16 protein-coding genes are annotated in these 19,770 nt (G+C 34.9%); 12 read left to right on the forward strand and 4 right to left on the reverse strand.

The features are described 5' to 3' along the window. The first annotated feature begins 449 nt into the window (after positions 1–449). Positions 450–872: a nucleoside-diphosphate kinase gene (ndk, locus tag ACFIKN_RS09090; protein WP_375631370.1), complete on the forward strand. Its 423-nt coding sequence runs from the start codon at positions 450–452 to the stop codon at positions 870–872. A gap of 330 nt (positions 873–1,202) precedes the next feature. On the opposite strand, the gene pgsA is transcribed toward ndk, so the two are convergent. From pgsA to ACFIKN_RS09105, 3 genes are all read right to left on the reverse strand, one after another. Further along, entirely contained in the window at positions 1,203–1,784 is a 582-nt protein-coding gene (gene pgsA, locus ACFIKN_RS09095; protein ID WP_273723320.1) for a CDP-diacylglycerol--glycerol-3-phosphate 3-phosphatidyltransferase, read from the reverse strand. A gap of 72 nt (positions 1,785–1,856) precedes the next feature. Next, positions 1,857–3,836 carry an excinuclease ABC subunit UvrC gene (uvrC, locus tag ACFIKN_RS09100; protein WP_375658301.1) on the reverse strand — a complete coding sequence of 660 codons (1,980 nt, stop codon included), beginning with the start codon at positions 3,834–3,836 and terminating at the stop codon, positions 1,857–1,859. Between the two features lie 397 nt (positions 3,837–4,233). After that, entirely contained in the window at positions 4,234–5,097 is an 864-nt protein-coding gene (locus tag ACFIKN_RS09105) for a 23S rRNA (adenine(2030)-N(6))-methyltransferase RlmJ (RefSeq protein WP_375612916.1), read from the reverse strand. Between the two features lie 1,641 nt (positions 5,098–6,738). On the opposite strand from ACFIKN_RS09105, the gene tatA reads away from it, so the two are divergent. The 9 genes from tatA to ACFIKN_RS09150 all read left to right on the forward strand — a co-directional run bounded on the left by tatA (position 6,739) and on the right by ACFIKN_RS09150 (position 15,490). Then, positions 6,739–7,041, forward strand: a complete 303-nt coding sequence (gene tatA / locus ACFIKN_RS09110) for a twin-arginine translocase TatA/TatE family subunit (RefSeq protein ID WP_375658302.1) — start codon at positions 6,739–6,741, stop codon at positions 7,039–7,041. A 55-nt stretch (positions 7,042–7,096) separates the two neighbouring features. Next, positions 7,097–7,501: a twin-arginine translocase subunit TatB gene (locus ACFIKN_RS09115; RefSeq protein ID WP_273791130.1), complete on the forward strand. Its 405-nt coding sequence runs from the start codon at positions 7,097–7,099 to the stop codon at positions 7,499–7,501. Continuing rightward, complete coding sequence (gene tatC, locus ACFIKN_RS09120; protein ID WP_375637380.1) at positions 7,498–8,280, forward strand: twin-arginine translocase subunit TatC; 783 nt, start codon at positions 7,498–7,500, stop codon at positions 8,278–8,280. The genes ACFIKN_RS09115 and tatC overlap by 4 nt, the downstream gene beginning before the upstream one ends. Positions 8,281–8,341: 61 nt before the next feature. After that, positions 8,342–9,619: a serine--tRNA ligase gene (serS, locus tag ACFIKN_RS09125; RefSeq protein ID WP_375631368.1), complete on the forward strand. Its 1,278-nt coding sequence runs from the start codon at positions 8,342–8,344 to the stop codon at positions 9,617–9,619. 133 nt (positions 9,620–9,752) lie between these two features. Beyond that, entirely contained in the window at positions 9,753–10,412 is a 660-nt protein-coding gene (locus tag ACFIKN_RS09130) for a protein-L-isoaspartate(D-aspartate) O-methyltransferase (RefSeq protein ID WP_273791164.1), read from the forward strand. A 155-nt stretch (positions 10,413–10,567) separates the two neighbouring features. Further along, positions 10,568–11,749: a peptidoglycan DD-metalloendopeptidase family protein gene (locus ACFIKN_RS09135; RefSeq protein WP_375631367.1), complete on the forward strand. Its 1,182-nt coding sequence runs from the start codon at positions 10,568–10,570 to the stop codon at positions 11,747–11,749. 682 nt (positions 11,750–12,431) lie between these two features. Further along, positions 12,432–12,884 carry a preprotein translocase subunit YajC gene (gene yajC / locus ACFIKN_RS09140; RefSeq protein WP_375631366.1) on the forward strand — a complete coding sequence of 151 codons (453 nt, stop codon included), beginning with the start codon at positions 12,432–12,434 and terminating at the stop codon, positions 12,882–12,884. 461 nt (positions 12,885–13,345) lie between these two features. Beyond that, entirely contained in the window at positions 13,346–13,732 is a 387-nt protein-coding gene (locus ACFIKN_RS09145) for an Mth938-like domain-containing protein (RefSeq protein ID WP_375631365.1), read from the forward strand. A gap of 897 nt (positions 13,733–14,629) precedes the next feature. Next, the gene (locus ACFIKN_RS09150; protein ID WP_375658303.1) at positions 14,630–15,490 is read left to right on the forward strand and encodes a phytoene/squalene synthase family protein; all 861 of its coding nucleotides are present in this window, start codon (positions 14,630–14,632) and stop codon (positions 15,488–15,490) included. A 913-nt stretch (positions 15,491–16,403) separates the two neighbouring features. Here the strand turns inward: ACFIKN_RS09150 and ACFIKN_RS09155 are convergent. Further along, positions 16,404–18,293, reverse strand: coding sequence for a peptidyl-prolyl cis-trans isomerase (locus ACFIKN_RS09155; RefSeq protein WP_375658304.1), 1,890 nt, complete (start codon positions 18,291–18,293; stop codon positions 16,404–16,406). A 154-nt stretch (positions 18,294–18,447) separates the two neighbouring features. On the opposite strand from ACFIKN_RS09155, the gene tpiA reads away from it, so the two are divergent. Both tpiA and secG read left to right on the forward strand, forming a co-directional pair. Continuing rightward, entirely contained in the window at positions 18,448–19,212 is a 765-nt protein-coding gene (gene tpiA / locus ACFIKN_RS09160; protein ID WP_273791138.1) for a triose-phosphate isomerase, read from the forward strand. Between the two features lie 82 nt (positions 19,213–19,294). Further along, a complete protein-coding gene (secG, locus tag ACFIKN_RS09165) occupies positions 19,295–19,747 on the forward strand; it encodes a preprotein translocase subunit SecG (protein WP_273791139.1) in 453 nt (150 codons plus the stop codon). The last annotated feature ends 23 nt before the right edge of the window (positions 19,748–19,770 follow it).

Raw genomic sequence — 19,770 nt, forward strand, 5'->3', positions numbered from 1 at the left:
ATATTAAAGGGCGTAAAACAAAACAGTCCCTTCAGGGAATTATAGGTGTACGCTATAGTTTCTAAATATATGGTTATTTTTAATTGATCTCAATGTGTGTAGAAGGATTTTCAAACCAAGTGTCTAGGTTCGTCCTCTTTAAAGAAGAAGGCTTTCAAAAAGATATATTTTTTGCATGTGAGTTTTTTCTTATGACTTTTTATTGCTTAAATGATAATTTTGATGGGAAGCATTTAAGATTATGAAAGAAGGTTCAATATTTATTGAGAGTCGGTAGCGCATCTTTATGATGGGATGAGCGATTGCAGGTATTTTTATTAAAGTTTTCTTTATAATTCATTCTATATTTTGAGAATTTGTGTAGATTTTTGCAGAGTCACTTGGCAAAGGGCTCCTTGCTCGCTATAGAAACAGTCAGAGAATGTTATAAATGAAATAAAGGTGAGTAAATGGCTTTAGAGCGTACTTTTTCGATGATTAAACCAGATGCAACCCGTCGTAATTTGACTGGCGCAATTACTAAAATGCTTGAGGATGCGGAGCTACGTGTTATTGCGTCTAAACGTGTTTGGATGAGCAAACGTGAGGCTGAAAAATTTTATGCTATTCATAAAGAACGCCCTTTTTTTAGTGAATTGGTTGAATTCATGTCTTCTGGTCCAACCGTTGTACAAGTTTTGGAAGGCGAAAATGCAATAGCTAAAAACCGTGAAGTAATGGGGGCTACGAATCCTAGTGATGCAGAAGAAGGGACAATTCGTAAGGTTCATGCTTTATCGATTGGCGAAAATTCTGTCCATGGATCCGATAGTGCTGAAACGGCAAAAACAGAAATCGCCTTTTGGTTTTCTGAGATAGAAATTGTTGGTTAATAAAGCGTTTATAATAATAAAGCGTATATAAAAAGCAAAAATCCGAAACACTATATTTCGGTTTTTTGCTTATAAGATTATAGACTTTTTTGAAAGCATATGGAGCATTAATTGTTTTTTTAGCTTTTAATATTACAGTTGCTTTTACGAAAATATAAAGCCTATTTACTCTTTTTTGAAGAGCTTTTATCTATATACCACCCTTACTTGTAATGTGCAAAAAAGTGTTTGATTGATTTATCATTAATAAAAATAAATCAATCTTATGCTATTCTTATCTCTTATTTAAGTACAAAAAGATAAATTATCCATTATAAATCTCCATACTCTTCATAGGATAACGTGTTTTAAACCTGCACGAAAATAATCCCACCCTGTCCACAATGTAAGGAGGGCAGAAATCCACAGCATAGTAATGCCAAACTCTACTGTGTAAGGGAAAATTTTATTACCGGCTGGTCCAGCTAAAAGAAATACAATAGCGATCATCTGTACAAAAGTTTTCCATTTTGCAAGACGAGAGACAGGAACACTAACTTTTAACTCAGCCAAATATTCACGTAATCCTGATACAAGAATTTCTCTGCAAAGAATGATAATAGCTGCCCATAGTGTCCACCCAGCGATGGTACTGTCTGCGGCAAGCAAGAGCAAACAAGCAGAGACGAGAAGTTTATCGGCAATTGGATCTAACATGCGACCAATATTGGATGTTTGTTCCCAAATACGAGCAAGGTAACCGTCAAGAAAGTCAGTAATGGATGCAACGATAAAAATGGAAACAGCAATCCAGCGAGTGATATCACTTGATTGTAGTCGCCCTTCTAAAAAAAAGCATGCAACAACCATTGGGACTGCAACAATTCGTGCATAAGTTAAAATATTTGGAAAAGAAAAAGTATGATTTTTCATGGAGCCATTTTTAATTCTTGTGAAAGAGAATATATTTCCTTAACGTAACAAGTCGAAGGTTATGAAACAAGCCTATTTTTCATGAAAATGGTTATGAATTTTTTGTGCAATTGTCATAGAAATTCCCGTAACTTTTTTTAAATCTTCAAATGAGGCACTAGCAACAGCTTTGGCACTTCCAAAATGATGAAGCAATGCACGCTTTCGTGTCGGACCGATATTTTCGATTTCATCAAGTGGGTTTTTGAATGTTGCTTTTTTTCGTTTTATCCTATGAGTTCCAATCGCAAAACGGTGTGCTTCATCACGCAGACGTTGCAAAAAATAGAGGATAGGATCACGTGGAGGAAGTGTAAAGGGGGGGATACCTTTTATAAAAAATCGTTCACGTCCCGCATGACGGTCAACACCTTTGGCGATTCCAACAACTGTGAAGAGATCATTTAATTGTAATTCAGCAAGTATTGCATGTACGCTGTTGATTTGTCCTTCACCACCATCGATTAAGATAAGGTCAGGCCAAATGGGAAAAAGATCATCATCTTTTATGTCATGACTTCTATTTGGCAGATCATACTCTTTGATAAGGCGTGAAAATCTTCGTTTAATCACTTCTTTCATCATGCCAAAATCATCGCCAGGCGTGATATCTGTTGAGCGAATGTTGAATTTTCGATATTGATTTTTAATAAATCCCATTTGACCAGCAACAATCATAGCCCCTACAGCATTTGTTCCCATGATATGAGAATTGTCATAGACTTCTATCCGGCGTGGAGGAACAGGTAGTTGGAATGTTTTAGCAAGACCTTGAAGCAATTTTGTATGGGTGGCTGTTTCAGAAAGCTTATGTTCAAGTGCTTCATGAGCATTGAGATAGGCACGATTAACAAGAGTTTTTCGTTCACCTTGTTTAGGTAAAGAGAGGGACACTTTGTGATTTGCTTTGAGACTAAATGCCTCTGTAAGAAGTGTCTTTTCTTCAATTTCTTCAGATAAAAGGATGCTTTTAGGAAGTGGTTTATCATCGTAAAATTGGGCAAGAAAACTCGCTAAAATTTCAGTGCGGGAAAAAGAGGGATCTGCTTTAGGAAAATAGGCACGGTTTCCCCAATTTTGCCCCATGCGAAAAAAGAACACTTGAATACAGGTCATTCCTTCTTTTTGCGCAATTGCAAATACATCCGCTTCTTTTATCGTTTGAGGATTAATACCTTGATGGCTTTGTATGTGAGAAAGGGCTGATAAGCGGTCACGATAGGAAGCTGCTTGTTCAAAATCAAGATTTTCTGCGGCTTTATGCATAGCTTGAACCATATCGCTTTTAATAGATTGATCTTTTCCCGAAAGGAACGCTTTTGCTCCTTTCACCAGTTCTTTATAATCACTGTCACTAATTTCATGAGTACAAGGTGCAGAACATCGCTTAATTTGATAAAGCAAGCAGGGGCGTGTACGGTTTTCAAAAACTGAATCAGTACAGGTTCGTAATAAAAAGGCGCGTTGTAAAACATGAACTGTTTGTGTCACTGCACCAGCAGAAGCAAAAGGACCAAAATAGTGAGCTTTTCGTATTCGAGCACCACGATGTTTGTAAAGTGCAGGCACTCGATGATCATCTGTAATCATAATATAAGGAAAACTTTTATCATCACGTAGGAGTACATTAAAATGTGGATGCAATCTTTTGATGAGATTGGCTTCTAAAAGGAGTGCTTCTGTTTCTGTATGGGTGACGATAAATTCCATATGATATGTTGCACGAATCATGCGGGTAATACGATTATTGTGTCCTTGTTCACGTGTATAGTTTGAAACACGTTTTTTGAGATTACGGGCTTTGCCAACATAGAGAATATCACCATTTTCACCAATCATCCGGTAAACCCCTGGCTTATGCGGAAGGTGTCTAACAAACTCTTGTATGAACTTGATACCTTGGAATTGATTTTTCTCATTGCTTTGATTAGCATTATGCCATGTAATATTAGAGAGAAAAGAAAGTTTTTCCCGTTCATTTTGCGGACAATTTGTATTACTTTTCAGGACCATTCCGTTTATTACAAATATGTTGTTCGTTTAATGTATGAAATATTCTTTTTTATTAAATAATGATTATTTATGTCTTTATAATTTTTTTCTATAAATAATATCTTATAGCATAAGAGTATGATTTTAGAGAGCCGATCTTTCATAAAAAACATGAGAGTTGTTATTCTAAGACAGCTTTATGAATTTGCCTAATTTATCCATTAAAATGATTGAATAGGAAATTCATGATGATTAAGAGGATAGACTTTCTAAAAGGAAAAAAATTAATTCACGCTGATCGTTATTAGCTTACCATTATAATATGTTGGTATTATCCAAAGAATCAAAGAACTTTATCATTTAATGCCTTTGTATTTTACAACATGATATTTGATTTAGAAAAAATATAGAGAAAAGTCTAACATAATAGATGTTCTTTTTGAAGCCACTTATGCGTTATTTGGGCATTTTCATCTTGTCCCAGACGGTTGATAAGAAAGGGGCTGAGTTTTTTCATTTCTTCTTCCAAAAGGTAGGGAGGGTTAATAATAATCATACCACTTCCATTCATTGTCGGTGGACTTGAACTTTTTCGGATACGCATTTCAAGCTGTAGAATCTTAGGAATTCCGGTTTGATAAAGCGCGTGAAGAAAACTTTCAATTTCTTTGTCATATTTAACAGGATACCATAAAGCGTAGATTCCTCCAGAAAAGCGACGATAGGCTTTCGTTAATCCATCAATAAGGCGGGAAAACTCTCCAGTTTTTTCAAAGGGAGGGTCAACAAGGATAAACCCACGTTTTTCTTTTGGTGGTACATGAGCATTTAAGGAAAGCCAACCATCTAAATGCAGAACTTTTGTCTGATAATCTCCTGCAAAGTTTTTTGCTAAAATATGATAATCTTCATTGTGCAATTCTATTGCAGTGAGGCGATCTTGTTTCCGTAATAATTGACGAATAAGAACAGGAGATCCAGGATAAAATACAATTTCTTTTTCCCCTTTATTGAGGGCATCAATGATATCACACCATGGACAAAGGAGTGTTCTTAAATCTTCTGGGATAGGAGTTGAAAAAAGTCGTTGGACACCTTCGCGACACTCTCCTGTTTTATGTGCTTCTAAAGAAGAAAGGTCATAAATACCGATTCCAGCATGCGTATCTATAACGCGAAAAGCTTTTTCTTTGCGTTTGAGATATTCTACAATGCGAGTGACAATAATGTGTTTAAAAACATCAGCAAAATTGCCAGCATGATAAATATGCCGATAATTCATGGAGTAAACTCTATCATATGTATAACTGTACCGGATTATTAGCATAGAATAATAGAATTGATATCCATAAAAATATTCTTATAGAAATCAAACAATACCCTCACTCCCACATTATACACTACAGAAAAAATATTAATGTCATCGGAGCATTTATTCACAAGACTATTTTTATATTATGAGATTAATCGTTAAAATTTTAAATTTTTTATATGAAAGATAGACAAGAAGAGATCAAACATTTCAATAGAGATATTTATGTTGTAAGAGATTTTTCTTTATGATCGCGGACTCTTCCAGGAAGACTATAAAAACACTCAATTAACGAGAATATTAGTGAAGTTTTTTGAAAAATTGAAGGGTATCTTTCAAATTCATTCATAAATTTTCTTGTTTAAAGATTAAAGAATTTCAAATGCTTGATAAAAACATTGTTACATTTATAAGTTTTTTTAGCGAGCGTAAAATTATGGATAGAGCAATAAAGTGCTGGTGTTATAGTGATAGATTTTTGTAAAAGTGTGAATGAATCTCATTGCTTTAAGCAGAGCCAAAGCTTTACATTATACACGCTAAATAGCTAGGTTATTGTGTATGATGCTAAAATAAAACTTTTGAAAATTGATATGTGCTCTGCAAGCGATCTCAATAAAATGAGGAATTTTAAACTAAAGTAAATAGGTTTATCTATCTCTAACACTATATTATCGAGCGGCTTTATGAGGTAATCTTATAAAAAAGGCTAGGATAAGAAATTCTTTTTATATGGATTATGCTTCGATACCATGCTTTTGATTGAATGTAATTTTCTATTCATGCCCATTCTGTTTTCAATACTGAGATAGGTTAAACACATGATATTATGAGAACGCATGCCCAGAATCCGGAGACGTGTAATAGTTAGAGCATACAGTGGCTTAGAGAGCTAGTTATATGGAGGTATTTTCTGAATAAAGGCGCAAGCTGGTACCTTTTTTATTTTTTAGCAGTATTGCCATACCTCTTGGCACTTGAGTTAGTTCATAAAGTGCATTTTTACTCTTTCCGCTAATAGTTTTTATTTACACGCCAGATATTTAACTGAACGCGATGATGGCTCATATTTCGTATTGTACATAGAATAATGAATGATAAAATTCCTACCCCAACGCAAAGAATAAATGTTGTGCGTAAGATGATAGTTTTTGAAGAGACTGATGATGTGTTAAGAAAGTTTTTTAGAGATTTTTCTTTCTGAATTTTTTAATTGAATACGTAAAGTGTTTTACAACATGTTATGATCTTTATCAGTAAAGGATAATTTGACGGAAATGTTTGTAATGATACGTAAAACATTGTGTAAAAGGAGAGACATTAGCTATAGTATTTACAGGAAGATGAGTAACCTAGGAGATCAGATGAAGTTATTTTAGAAAAGTTTTTAAGTGTTTTGAATTTTGTATGAGGCGGTTTATCATTGTTGAATGGTTTGTGTTATAGTACGCTAAAAAGGGATGAGAGGATAAAAAGTTCTTTTGCAATAAAAGCGTGTAATTGTTTTTAAGTTAAGAAGAAAATATACAAGTAAGATATTATTTTGATACATTCTTCAGAGGAAGCATGAATAAATGAAATCAAATTTAAAAGCATAAGTTAGAGAGAGTAATGGGTAATATTTTTTCACCAACGCATTTAATTATAATTTTATTGATTATCTTTGTGCTTTTCGGTCGCGGTAAAATTTCTGAATTAATGGGCGATGTTGCTAAGGGAATTAAAGCCTTCAAAAAAAATATGAAGGAAGAAGATGACAGCATTGAGGATAAAGTTGAAATGGCTCCTACTTCCCAAATAATTGATGTAGAATCTCAACAATCTCAGCCGTTATCGGTAAAATATGCAACAGCGCGCAGAAAGGTTTCTTCTGCTTCTAAAAAAAGCAAAACATCTGTTGCTAAAAAACAGTAACAAAAACGCAATCATCATTGTGCATTATTTTTTGATGAGAAAGTCGAATTAAGAGATGTTTGGGATTGACGGACCAGAGTTTATCGTAATCTTACTTGTTCTCATCATTGTCGTTGGACCGAAAGATTTACCTAAAATATTAAAGACAGTAGCCAAGATAAGAGCGTATGTGTATTCAACAGCAAATGAACTTCGTCATCAGTTTGATGATGTAATAAAACAAATCGAGCGCGATGATTTGCAAAAAGTATGTTCGGATATTAGCGATTCAAGCAAGAAGTTGGCAGAAACTTTTGATCCCATTCAAAATACATTAGAAGATATCCACGATAATTTGGATGTTAAGGCAACACACCATAAATCAAAAAAAGATAAAGAAATTTTGGAATGCGATCAAAACGTAACCAATAAAGATACGACAGTATCTATTGCTTCTAAAGATAAAGAAGATATGTCATGAATGTTAAGAAAGATGAAGTTGATGCCCATATGGCACCACTTTTAGAACATTTAATTGAACTTCGTCAGCGAATTATTGCTGCCTTGGTTGCATTTATGATCGCTTTTATGATGTGTTTTCTTGTTAAAGATTATATCTTAATTTTTTTACTATGGCCATATCAGTGGGCAATGAAAATAGCAGGGGGTAATCCTGAGGGTATTCGTTTGCAATCAACGCAAGTATGGGAAACTTTTTTAACGAAGATGAAGCTTTCTGCTTTTGGGGGAATTATTTTATCTTTTCCCTATACGGCTTTTCAGTTTTATAGTTTTATTGCACCAGGGCTTTATAAAAATGAGCGGATGGCTTTTTTACCATTTCTCATTGGGGGGCCTATTTTATTTTGTATTGGGGGAGCGTTTGTTTATGGTCTATTAGCGCCAATAATACTATGGTTTAGCCTTTCTCAACAATTTCTTCCAGATGTTCATTTAAAAATAGAGTTTATAGTGCGTATTTCTGATTATTTGGGCTTTATGACATCATTTATCCTAATTTTTGGTTTGATTTTTCAATTACCTCTTGTCATCAGTCTTTTAACAAAAATTGGATTTTTAACGTCTTATGATTTGGCGTCTAAACGAAAATGGGCTATTTTGCTCTCTTTTATTATTGCGGCAATCATAACGCCGTCGGATTTTTTTACGATGTTTGCAGTGGCTTTACCAACGATAGCACTTTACGAGATTTCAATTTTAATTGCTTACAGTATAGAAAAGAGAAGAAAATCCGCTTAAGAAAAGTGTATAATCTTATGCGATAAGGAATGAATAAAAACAATATAAATGAGGAATTTTTATGCTTGATATTAAGTGGATTCGTGACAATCCTGAGAAATTAGATAAAGCACTCGTAAGTAGAGGTCTTGAGCCACAAGCTGAAAGGTTAATACAACTTGATCTTGCACGTCGGTCGCATATTGCTAAGGTGCAATTGGCGCAGGAATGTCGCAATGCTGTTTCAAAGGAAATAGGACAGGCTTTAGCGGTATCGGATCAGCAAATGGCTGAACGTCTTAGAGCTGAAGTTGAAGAGATTAAAGCTTTTCTTTCCTCTGCAACAGTGGAAGAAAAACAGCTGACGGAGAGTCTTGAGAAAATTCTTTCAGCACTTCCAAATATTCCATTAGATGATGTTCCAGAAGGTAAAGATGAAAGTGATAATGTCGTCATTCGACATTTTGGTACACCTCCAACATTTAATTTTACACCAAAGGAACATTTTGATCTTGGTCAAGATCTCAAGCAGATGAATTTTGAACGAGCTAGTCGTTTGTCTGGAACACGTTTTACAGTACTTTCAGGGGCATTAGCACGGCTAGAACGAGCATTAGGCCAGTTTATGCTTGATGTGCATGTCAATGAGAATGGTTACACAGAAGTCTCAATACCTCTTCTTGTTCGTGATGAAATTGTTTACGGAGCAGCACAATTACCGAAATTTGCTGAAGACCTTTTTCGTACAACAGATGGTCGATGGCTTATTTCCACAGCAGAAGTGCCATTAACCAATTTGGTCAACGATGAAATTCTTGAAATATCAGATTTACCACTGCGATTTTCTTCTTTATCTCCCTGTTTTCGTTCAGAGGCGGGAGCAGCCGGTCGTGATACGCGCGGTATGTTGCGTCAGCATCAATTTTGGAAAGTTGAAATGGTCTCGATTACCAGTGAAGAGCAGTCTTTAATTGAATTAGAACGTATGACGGAATGTGCAGAAGATATATTAAAGCGGCTTGGTTTGCCTTTTCGCACAGTGGTTCTTTCTACTGGTGATATGGGGTTTGCAGCGCGTAAAACCTATGACATCGAGGTTTGGCTTCCTGGTCAAGAATGTTATCGTGAAATTTCTAGCTGTTCAGTTTGTGGAGATTTTCAAGGTCGTCGTATGAATGCGCGCTATCGTAAAGAAGGCGATAAAAAATTGCATTTTGTTCATAGCCTTAATGGTTCTGGTACGGCTGTTGGACGTTGTCTTATTGCCGTACTTGAAAATTATCAACAGGCTGATGGATCAATTATTATTCCAGATGTTTTACAACCTTATATGGGAGGCATGCGCTGTATTACTGCTTAATTTTACGAAAGGAGAGACAATATGCGTTTATTGCCAAGAGGTGATGATACACAGACGCAAGTTTTTGCCATTTTAAAAGAAGCAGTTTGTCAGTATGATAAAAGTGTACCTCCATTGGAGATTGAATGATACTATGGGGCAAAAGGGTATTTTACAATTTCGTGAGGAGTTAGCCGCTCTTGTACTGAAAATGCGTAGCAAAGGCATTGATGACGTGCGATTTTTTTCGGCATTAGAGAAAATTCCGCGTCAACAGTTTGTTGCTGCTCCTTGGTTCAATAGTGCTTATGATAATAAAGTTATTCCCCTTGAGTGTGGTGAATATATGGAACGTTTGGAAGAACAACTCTTAATTCTTTCGGCATTATCGTTGAAAAAAAGGCATCGTGTCTTAGAAATTGGTACAGGATCTGGTTTTTGTACTGCTCTTATGGCATGTCTGAGTGACCGCGTGACAACGATTGATCGTTATAAAACGCTTGTTGATTTAGCACGCCAAAAATTTCAAACTTTAGGAATTGAAAATATTGTTATAAGGCAGATTGATGGAAGTCATAGTGTGACAGGCTTAGGATCATTTGATCGCATTCTTATTTGGCCATCACGTTTTGATGAACCAAAGGAATTTTTAGAACTTTTAGCTGAAAATGGAATTCTCATTCAGGCGATAGGACCTGACGAAGGGGTACAAACGGTGACGCGCTATACAAAAATTGGTAGTCGATTTGAGTGTTTAGAACTGTTCCAAGTGCGTTACCAACCTTTTATTAAAGGCATTGCGGAGATACTTTAATTTTTAAAAGCTAAGAAGTTTCTGCAAATTGTCTACGTTAAATTCATTTTGATCTTATATAAAGATATTTATGAATAAAACATCTCATTTTAACTCTTCGGTAATTTAAAAAAGCTTTAATGGAGTGAGTTGATTATTGATGAGTGAGCAAAACGATGTATCTAAAAGCTTTGGATAATATTTTCCAGCATAATTTTCAGAGAATAACTTTGTTAGCGGTGGTAACTATTGTTGCTGGTTGTAGTTCTGGTACACAGCGTTTTTCCAATACGTTCTCTCATCGTACGGTATCATCTCAATCAAATATATCAAGCACTATGTATACAGATCCGCGAATGCTATCATACGGTAGTGGTATGATACAAAGCACTGAATTGCCACCTGTGGAATCAGGTGATGATTCGTGGGGAGATGACAATTCTCCCTATAATTTTCCACATCAAGATAGGATAACTTCTTCTGATGGTCGCGTTATGGGCTCCCCTCCACGTAATCTTGGAACACTTTCTCGTTCACAAATGGATAAATCTCCTATTTTTCGGCGGAATTCTTATATTGTCCAGAGTGGAGATACACTGCTCAGTATTGCACGACAAGTAGGGGTTAGTGTTGAGGCATTAAAATTAGCAAATGGTATAAACAGCAATTCCATTTATATCGGTCAGGTACTGGTTGTTCCAAGCAGGCGTACATTATCAGCTTCAAATGCACACAATAATAACGATTGGGCAGTGTCAACTACAGAATCTACATCCCAATCTCAAGTGATGTCCTCTATAAAAAACAAGAAGTCCTCTCCTATATATAAAGCTCCTGTAACAACGCCACCCTCTGCAAAGATGAACAAATCAAGTTCTGAGAAAAATTTTTCTAAACAGATGACGCAATTGAAACATGAGACTGGTTTGTCAAGTACTGTTACGAATACAGATAATATGACGACTCCGCAAGCCACAGGAATTTCTAAGATGCGTTGGCCAGTACGAGGGCGTTTATTAAGCCAGTTCGGTCAAAAAAAGGGAACAGTAATGAATCGAGGAATAGATATTGCAGTGCCTGAAGGGTCTTCGGTAAAGGCGGCAGAAAATGGTGTGGTTATTTACGCGGGAGATGGATTAAAAGAGCTTGGTAATGTTGTGATGATTCGACATGAAAATGATATTATCACTATTTATGGATGTAATAGTAAGCTTGTTGTTAACAAAGGACAAAGGATAAGGCGCGGTGATGAGATTGCTAAATCTGGTGTTTCAGGAAATGTTAAAACGCCACGTGTCTATTTTGAGATGCGTAAGAATTCATTACCTGTTGATCCCCTTAAATATTTAGAAAACTAATTTATTGATGACTTTTACATTTGAATAGTCTTACAGTTTATAGAAAATTCATGAAAAACAATTGATTTTCTTAAATCAATAACATAGCAGCAAAAAATCATTGGTTTCAGGAGAGTAGTTCGTGGGGGGCGTTAGATATTACCATCTTTGTATTTATGAAAGTGTAAGAAATAGTATCATACTATTTGTCAGCTTTGAGTATTCCAATTGCTCTTGCATTTGAGAGAAGCATGAAAAAAAATTTCACGCCTTCTTAAAAAGTTTTTATCTACAGGCTCATTTCATATGTGTGACGTGCAAGAAAATCGTTTTGATTAATTCAGAAGGTTTGAAATAAGAGCGTTTTATTGTATTTAGATCTGTCGTTCGATATCAAAAACGATAAATTATCTATATAAATTAAAGTTTGTTCATTAGAAAAATTATCTTGTATAATTTATTGAGTTAGTGAAAAGATTTATATTGTAGGATATACAATAGGGGAAAGTGAATCTATTTTTTAAGATTTTTCTCATTATATTTTGGTATTCTGCCTCTTAAGGATTTATTGTATTTTTGTAAAGCTGTGATTAGATTATGTAGTTATTGCTTTTTATGATAAATTCTTTAGGAATTTTTTCTGTATCGGAATTTCATTTTAATAGAGTGGGAAATACCTGAGGTTTAACTATAGGAGATAAAAATGTTTATTACGAACGCTTATGCTCAAGTTGCAGGCGATGTTTCCGGTGGAATTTCATTTGCTAACGCTGTCCCATTCATTTTAATTTTTGCAATTATGTATTTTTTTATGATTCGTCCACAGCGTGCCCAAATGAAAAAACGCCAAGAAATGCTTAATGCAGTACGTCGTGGTGATACAGTTATAACGGGTGGTGGTATTATCGGCAAGGTTACGAAGGTTCACGACGAGAGTGGTGAATTAGAGGTTGAAATTGGTGAGAGTATAAATATTCGTGTTATTCGCTCAACATTAGCTGATGTGCGCGTTAAAGGTGAGCCGATTGCAGAAAAAAAATCAAAACTTAATGCTAAAGCAAAAACACCACAAAAGTCTAAATCTAAAACGACAACAAAAGAAGATATGAGTATCTCTAAAGAGAAAAAAGCTATATCAAAGGAAAATGCATCTTAAGGTGTAATAGCAGTTTATTACATTTTTTAAGCATTTTTGTAAAAAGCTTGGCAAGATCAAGACAATTTCATTGGAAAAGGGGCTTTATAGTGGCTACAGAAAATGGGGTTTTGGTTTTCTTTAGATTATTAAAATAGTTGCTTTATTTATAGAATATTACGCAATTTTTTTCTGTTTTTTAAATAAGATCATTGTTTTTATAAAAAGAAATTTGTGAGTAAATAAGCTGAGGAAACTTTTTAAAAGATAGATTTATTGAAGCAGGTATAGCAATTTATCGCGATTTATTACCAAATTTTCCTATATTTGTTGTATGAGAAGATTAGGGTATTATATAAAAATTTTCACTTCAGTACTAGGTTATGGTTAACATATCAATGTTTATATCAGCCTTACTTTAATTTTTATGGTGAGAAGTAGCAAAGACAATTGGATTATTCAAAAATAAAAGGTGCTTATTCATGTTCGATGCAATTCAAATTCGTGAAGCACATTTTCCAAGTCGCGCACCTATTGATGCTTATGGAAATGGTGGGTTTCGTTTTGCTGATATGTCTCATAGAGGTTCTATTATTTGTGTACCATCAGGTATTTATGGCATTGACATGGCAGAGCCTATTCCCACTCAAGGGGATATATCTCGTATTTTAGAAGAAGCTTCTGAAATCGAAGTTTTATTAATAGGTACTGGAATTGAATTATTACGATTACCTGAAGAGTTACGGGTGCTTTTAGGGGAAAAACGTATTTCATCAGATACAATGAGTACGGGAGCGGCGGTGCGTACATTTAATGTTTTATTGGCTGAAGATCGCGCTGTTGCGGCGTTATTATTTGCGGTAGAATAGAGTATTGTTTAATAAAACAAATGCTCTCGTCTAGTATGAAAGACTTGTGCGATTATTTTTCTGCGCCGTAAAGTACCGTCGTTTAAGGCGGTGATATAAGGGTATAGAATATACATAACTTAACATATTAAAGTGTTTTTAAATACAAAAGTGTTTTTAAATACAGCGGCAAGTATTTAGGACAAAGCTTGCTCGTCGTTCCTAATGAATCACATGAGTGATCAACTCTTGGCACTTGAGACAGTTCATAAGAGGCATTTTTAATTCTTTCTTATACAGTTGTTACCTACAAGCCAGTTACGCTTGGGACGTGCAAGGGAATGGTTTTTATTAATTTAACATGGAATTGGTTTGAAATGAAAGCATATCTACGATATTTGGGATTCTAATTTAACATACAAAACAACAAATTATGATTATAAATCAATGTATTGATAGTAACAGAAACTCACCGAGAGCAATTGGACTTTTTACAAATTGGTGTTGGTAAGAACCTTTGTCTTTTAGGATGGGGAGGAGGTCAATGAGTTGATGAAGTTTTTGTGATTAGTGCATTTTTATAAAATAACATTGTCATCTATCCACTGAAAAAGTGTTTTTCGTTGTTTGTTGTTCAAGTTTTACTATGCATGTTACGATTGTTTTTTAGCTTTTTTACTGCAAATGAAAACTTGAAGTCCTATAAGATAAGTTTTATCAGAAAAATTATTTATTTAATTTTTTTCTTTCTAAAACGAAAAGTGACTAGAAAAGAAACTTTAATTCACAATACAGTTAAGAGACACATTTAAAAATCTTATTTTCTGAACTGTATTTGCTTATCCTTCATTTTTTAATATGAATAAAAAGAGGATATTAATTTAATTGCTAAAAAAGGGACGTTAATAGGTTCATAGAATGATAGGCTCTCTTCCTTATTGTCTTGATATTTTACGTACCATAGATCGTGATCGCTATATATCAGTTTTATTTGCACCTAAAAAAAAGCGCCAAGCATTGGCTGCTCTTTATGTATTTAATGCTGAAGTTTCTCGTATCCGCGAAAGTGTACATGATCCACTCATAGGAGAAATACGGTTACGTTGGTGGTATGATGCTATTGCTCATGGTGAAATGCAAATGAGTGGAAACAATCCGATTTTGAATGATTTATTAAAAGCAATGACTCTTTTTAATTTACCTAAGACAGCTTTTTTACGTTATTGTGATGCGCAAATTTTAGATCTTTATCACAATCCAATAGAAACACTTCATGATCTAGAGCATTATTGTGGTGAGACAGCAGGCATAATTTTACAGCTTTCTTGTCAGATATTAGATCCTGAAACTGCACAAGAGTTTACAGATATCTATGAACATGGAGGGATTTCTCAAGGATTAAGCGGTGTATTGCGTCTTTTATCATTCATGCAATCACGATATCAATATTATTTACCTACTGATATATTAAAGGCTGTAGGAGTGAATAGGGAAGATTTGGAATCTCATCGTCTCAGTGATCAACAAAAGGGTCGTATTGTTGAAGCTATGGTAGCATTATCACGCGATCATTATACCCAATTTTACGAGTATTCTTGTACTTTACCTAGAATTCTTAAGCCAGCTTTTCTTCCATTGGTCATTGTACCGGCTTCTCTTCAAAAAGCTATACAGCTGGGGGCAGCAATTTTTCAAGAGAGTGCAACTTTGCCATTGATATATCGTTATTGGTTGATAACAAGGGCAGCAATAAGCGGCAATTTTCCAAAGATACTGTAAAAGAATATTACTACGTTGGAATGCGTAACATGGAGACTGATTTTCTCATATGAAGATAAAAGGAGCCATTGTGATTCCAAACCATTTTTTTGTTATAAAAAATGTTGATGTTTTGGTTGTTATGAACGCAAAAGAATAAGAAATTTTATGATCTTGAAAATACAGTGTATTTCTTCATCAGTAATATGTTTTATACAGTGTATTGGATGGGTGAGATACAGAGAAAGAAAAACATGAGATAAATCTTAATACATTGGTTTGTTTGATGAAGAACTTTTAAGTACTCTGAATGTATTGATTGTAGCTCATTTGCAAATGAAATAAAATTTCTATTTTATGAGAGAAGTTATCTTAGCAGTCTATAAGTCTATAAAAAACTCTTATTTTTGAGAAATTATAACATCATAATTGATGACTGTTATGATTTATGAATATATTGATTTATAATGATAATTTGTTTTTTCTCATATTGAATGAGAGTCTTGAATAGAAAAAGATTTCTCCATTTTTATAATGAATTTTAAAAATAGTTTTTTTGTATATTATAAGTTTGGTGTGTAAATGAAATCATTTAAGGAAGAAGCAATATGCTCCTTATGAATGATATTAAGAGTAGTAATATGATGAGCTATAAATGAGTGACGATAGGGATGATATTTATAGCTTAATGGGCGACAACCTTTACAACCTTTGGATGAATAATATTTTTTAATGCGTTGCAAAAACGACTCTACATTCCATTGACTATTTTCTCGCAAATCCATACATGCACTGATTTGCGAGAGAATGAATCATTATACAAATGTTTGATCCTAAGATATGCAAACAAGAGATCTATCTTACCTCTTCAACTATAGACGAAGAGCTGACGGAAACTTTATCAAATAAGTTCTTTAAATTATGTAAAATCTTTTTATTGGAGAGCGTTAAAGATCTGATTATAATTTGTGCTATTAATTTCCAAAGGATGTTCTTTATTGGCAACTTGTAGCATTTCTAGCTTGAGATCTTCTCTTATCATCATATCTATATTGGTGCGGACTTCAGTTGAAAGAGTATGAGACGTGATATCTTTAGGCATGGTTACAGTCTTTATTTGATAAATGATACGGTTTGTTGCAACCGGACCTTTTATGATGCCATAATGACCTTTGGGAGCGGAAAATAATGCTTTAATGCCTTCAACGCCAAGGGTTTCAGATGAGTCCTGACGCCGGAGGGTTGGTGTTGTTTGTTTTGTAACACCAAGGGTATGAGCAAGAGCAACAAGACTTTTTCCTTCCGTGAGCTGTTTGAGAGCATTTTGGGCTTTTCCATCAAGAAGACGTTGGATTTCCTCATTTTTCCATTGAGAAAGAACATCTAGCTTAGCCTCTTCAAGTGTCTTATCACGGGCAGGAATAATTTTATCGACCTTGTACCAGAGATATCCACCATTTTGAAAAGAGAGAGGATCAAGATCGACTCCTTCGTTTGATTGATAGATGGCATTCAGTAAAATATCTTTTTGAGGTAAATCCGTGAGTATTGCACCTTCAAGCGTTTTTCCTGTTTTATCAATGGTAATTGTGCGCAAAGATAACTTGTATTGGTCAGCTAACTCTTTGAGAGAAGCACCCTCAAAACGAGCATTTTCAATGGCTGCATAATTGTTACGGATATCATCAGTAGCACGATTTTTGGCAAGTGTTTGGCGAATATTTTCTTCTACACTTTCAAAAGGAAGAGAGCTTGAGGGTTCAATATGCGTGACGCGAATGATAACAGGTCCTTGTAAGTCATTTATCACAGAACTGACTTGGCCTTGTTGAAGTTCAAAAATTTCAGATGTCAGATGATTAGGAAGTTCATTTTCTGCGAGAGGCCCTTTTTTTATTTCATTAAGAGTCTTTTTTTCAGCTTTTACCAGTTCATCAAAACTCAATCCATCAGCTATTTTTTTTGCTGCATTATCGGCTTCTTCGCGTGAGGGGAATCGCAGTTCTTCGAATGTACGCTTTTCAGGCGTTACAAAACGTGAAGCATTTTGTGTATAATAGGCTTTCGCCTCATCTGTTGAGATATCTTGAGGTTTTACAAAATCATTAAGTTCCATAGATAGCAAAGAGACAGTGCGGTATTCTGGAGCACGAAATTGACTTTGATGTGTTTCAAACCATTTTTGTAATGTTGCGTAATCAGGATCAGCAATTGTTTTCTTTTCTTTTAGATCAATAACAAGATAATCAGCAATACGCATTTCTTCTTGATAAAGAGCAAGTGCTTTATAAAAGAGATTTGGTGCCTTCATATTAGAAAGTAAAGCAGCAATAAGCTGATTACGCTTTTCTTGTTTGGTGTAATAATTAAGAAAAGCACTTTCACTAATACGTAAATGCTGAAGATAGTTATAAAACAAGTTTTTATCAAAAGTGCCATTTACCTGGAACATCTTATCAGAACCAATCGTATGAGCTATTGTATCTTTTGAAAGACTTATTTTCATTTTACGTGCTTGTTCATCAAGAAGTACATTTTGTTGTAATTGATTAAATACAAAAGCAGGAATTTGGTATTGCTGCATTTCATTTGCTGTAAACATTCGTCCAAGATGAGCTGCATATGCTAAACGTGCGCTTTGATCGGCGAGTGCAAGACGATAATCATCGATAGTTACTGTGGACTTTCCAGATGTAATAAGATCTCTTTCACTTTTTTTGTGTAACTGCGGTACCCCCCATAAAAGAATGAAGCATAAGAGTAAAATAGCAAGGAAAATTCTAAAAATCCAAGAATTTGTAGCATTTCTTATGATGTCAAGCATTGTTCAGGTCCATTTTTAATGTGAGTTATTATCAAAGCTGTAATGGAATTTGCAATAAAGAGATGAAAGATGCAAGCTTTAAAGACTTGCTTTCATTTTATAATTTGGTAACTACAGATAAACAATGTATTGTAAGAGCTCTTGAGGTGAAAATATGTCTCAAAATATTCGGCCTTTTCTTGCTGGAAATTGGAAAATGAATGGAACGAGTGAATCGCTTGGAGAGTTGCGTGCTATTGCTACAGGCGTTAGCTCTGATCTAGGTCATCTTTTTGAGGCGCTTATTTGTGTTCCAGCAACGCTTTTATCGCGTGCTTCTAATACGCTGAATGGTGAAAATCTCCTTTTAGGAGGACAAAATTGTCACTTTGATGATCATGGTCCTTATACTGGAGATGTTTCAGCTTTTATGCTTAAAGAAGCGGGAGCAAGTCATGTTATTATTGGGCATTCAGAACGTCGTACAGTGTACCAAGAAAATGATGCGATTGTCTGTGCCAAAGTACAAGCTGCGTGGCGAGCAGGTCTTGTGGCTCTTGTGTGTATTGGTGAAACATTGGAGGAGCGTAAGAATAATAAAGTACTGGATATTCTCACGCAGCAGCTTGAAGAATCTTTACCAGATGATGCAACAGAAGAGAATACCATTATTGCTTATGAACCAGTTTGGGCGATAGGCACCGGCAATACAGCGACTCCAGAAGATATTGCAAAAGTACATCATTTCATTCGTGATAAGGTGCGCTCTCGTTTTGGTGATGAAGGCAATAAGATTCGTTTGCTTTACGGTGGATCCGTAAAGCCATCCAATGCATTTGAGCTTTTAAGCATTGCTCATGTTAATGGTGCTTTGATAGGTGGAGCAAGCTTAAAAGCGATTGATTTTTTAACTATTTGCGATGTTTGTCGTAAACTATAGCAGAGAAATTTGAGTTTCCCCTTGGATTGTGCGTTATTTATGTGTAAATAGCTATTAAAGAGTTATTTGAAGAGCAGGGTTTATGCAAACAGTACTTATAGTTATTCATTTTTTGATTGTGATTACTTTGGTTGGTGTTATATTAATTCAACCTTCAGAAGGTGGTGGGCTAGGTGTGAGTAATAGCTCAGGGTTGATGAAAACTCGTGGATCTCGAAACCCTTTAACACGTTTGACTGCTATTTTAGCCTGTTGTTTTTTTGTTGTGTCTATTGGACTTACCGTGGTGGGTAATATATCAAATTCTAGTTCTGATATCTTAAAGCGTATACCGGTTAATTCAGAACAGAATTCTACCGATAAAGGCTCAGGCTCAGTTCCATCATCAAATGATGAGTCTTCCCCTTCTGTTCTTGAACAGCTAGGAGGCACTTCGAATTCTCCGCAGGAACAGAAACAGTCCACAAATCCTGAAGCAGAAAGTCCAGTTCCACAGGTTCTTGAAAACACAGTTCCGGATAACAGTACAAAATAGTTTTTTAAGAAAATATAGACTTT

The organism is Bartonella sp. CL436QHHD (assembly GCF_042195105.1).
GTDB lineage: Bacteria > Pseudomonadota > Alphaproteobacteria > Rhizobiales > Rhizobiaceae > Bartonella.